Source organism: Rhodococcus sp. P3_B8, assembly GCF_056402775.1.
In genome coordinates, this window is sequence record NZ_JBFUGT010000628.1 from 1 (window position 1) to 1,341 (window position 1,341).

Sequence of the window (1,341 nt, forward strand, 5' to 3'; positions counted from 1 at the left end):
ACCCATGAGGTAGAGGTCCGTCGCCGGCAGGGCGACAACGGTGATCCTCACGGCGGCGAGAGCGTCGAGTACTCGGCCTCGAGCCGAGGGGATAGTGCCGCCAGGGTGGTGACGTGGCCGATGGCCACGCGACCTTCGAGTCCCCTTGCCACGGTATGGTGGGCGACGTACTCGGCGAGCGTGAAGCGTGCGTCGGAGTCGTCGTTCGCCAGGTCGAGGTGCAGGTCTGCCGGGATCTCGAACTCGACTGCGAGGTCCAGAATCGCGTCGACGTGTCGTTGGGCGTCCCGTAGCGAATCCTCGGCATAAGGGCATCCACCGACGACGGTTCCGGTGATTTCGAGGGCCTCTCGCAGCAGGGGCATCGCGCCGGGACGGCAGAACAGTCCCTCCTGCGGGGAATGACGCCACCTGAACGTCGACGACGTCAGCGAGTTGACGTGCCAAGCCATCGATTACTCGGACCGACAGCAGACCTATGTCGGGGTCGATCTCGGTGTCCGCGCGTATCGAGGTGGTTCCGTGGGCGACGGCCCGAGCGAGAGCGCGCATGGCGCGTGTGCGCACGTCTTGATCGGTGAACAGTGCCTTCGCCGCTGCAGTGTGTGCGATCGCCTCGCGTAGCGACCCACCGGAGGCGGGTGTTCCCAGAAAAGCCTTGTCCAGATGGAGGTGTGGTTCGACGAAGCCGGGCAACACCACTCGCCCGCCGGCGTCGTGGTTGACGCCTGCGGTTCGGGGTGCGGAGGAACCGGCACCGCTACCGGTGGCCGCACCGACCCGGTGGTTGCGGGTGCGCCCGTGGAGTCGCAACCACCTGATGCGCCCCAGCGACCGCATTGAAGCCACCATGGTTCTGCTCACCGCGGCCGTGGTTCTGCTGCTGATCCCCGTCGCCGCCGCGTTCGGCACCGCGACCCATACCCCGGCCCGAACAGCAAACCCACACGCTGCGCGCCGGCGTCCACCACGTCCCCGCGGTCGTGCTCGAGGTCACCTACCTCGCCCCCGATATCCCCGAGTACACGAGTCGTCCCGCCGGCAGAACACCGCCCGCGCCCGCTGGACCACACCCCACGGGGAACGCACCGCCGCCGTGCCCACCGACACCCCCGCGAAGGCCGGCCAGACTATCACCATCAGCGTCGACGCCGACGCCGACGGCAATCTCACCGGCCCCATCCCCAACAGTCGGGAAAACACCGTCCTCGCGGTGACCGCCGCCTGCGGAGTCTGGGCACTCACCACCGGCACCGTCCTCTTCTTGACGGCACTCGCCCACAGACTGTTCCACCGAAACCGGCTGCAGCGCTGGGCACAGGAGTGGAAACAGTTCGACGG

Annotated in this window: 2 protein-coding genes; one reads left to right on the forward strand and one right to left on the reverse strand. The window is 67.9% G+C overall.

The genetic code is table 11. From position 1 onward, the window contains the following. Positions 1-47 precede the first annotated feature (47 nt). On the reverse strand, positions 48-452 hold the full coding sequence (locus tag AC1D1G_RS45270) for an amidohydrolase family protein (RefSeq protein ID WP_283352024.1): 405 nt from the start codon (positions 450-452) through the stop codon (positions 48-50). Positions 453-850: 398 nt separating this feature from the next. Here AC1D1G_RS45270 and AC1D1G_RS45275 point away from each other — a divergent pair. Next, on the forward strand, positions 851-1,341 hold a 491-nt coding region (locus tag AC1D1G_RS45275), incomplete at its 3' end, for an Rv1733c family protein (RefSeq protein WP_477956949.1).

Excerpts from the sequence above, each read along its gene's own strand:
- AC1D1G_RS45270 (WP_283352024.1), bottom strand. The coding sequence starts at position 452 with ATGGCTTGGCACGTCAACTCGCTGACGTCGTCGACGTTCAGGTGGCGT.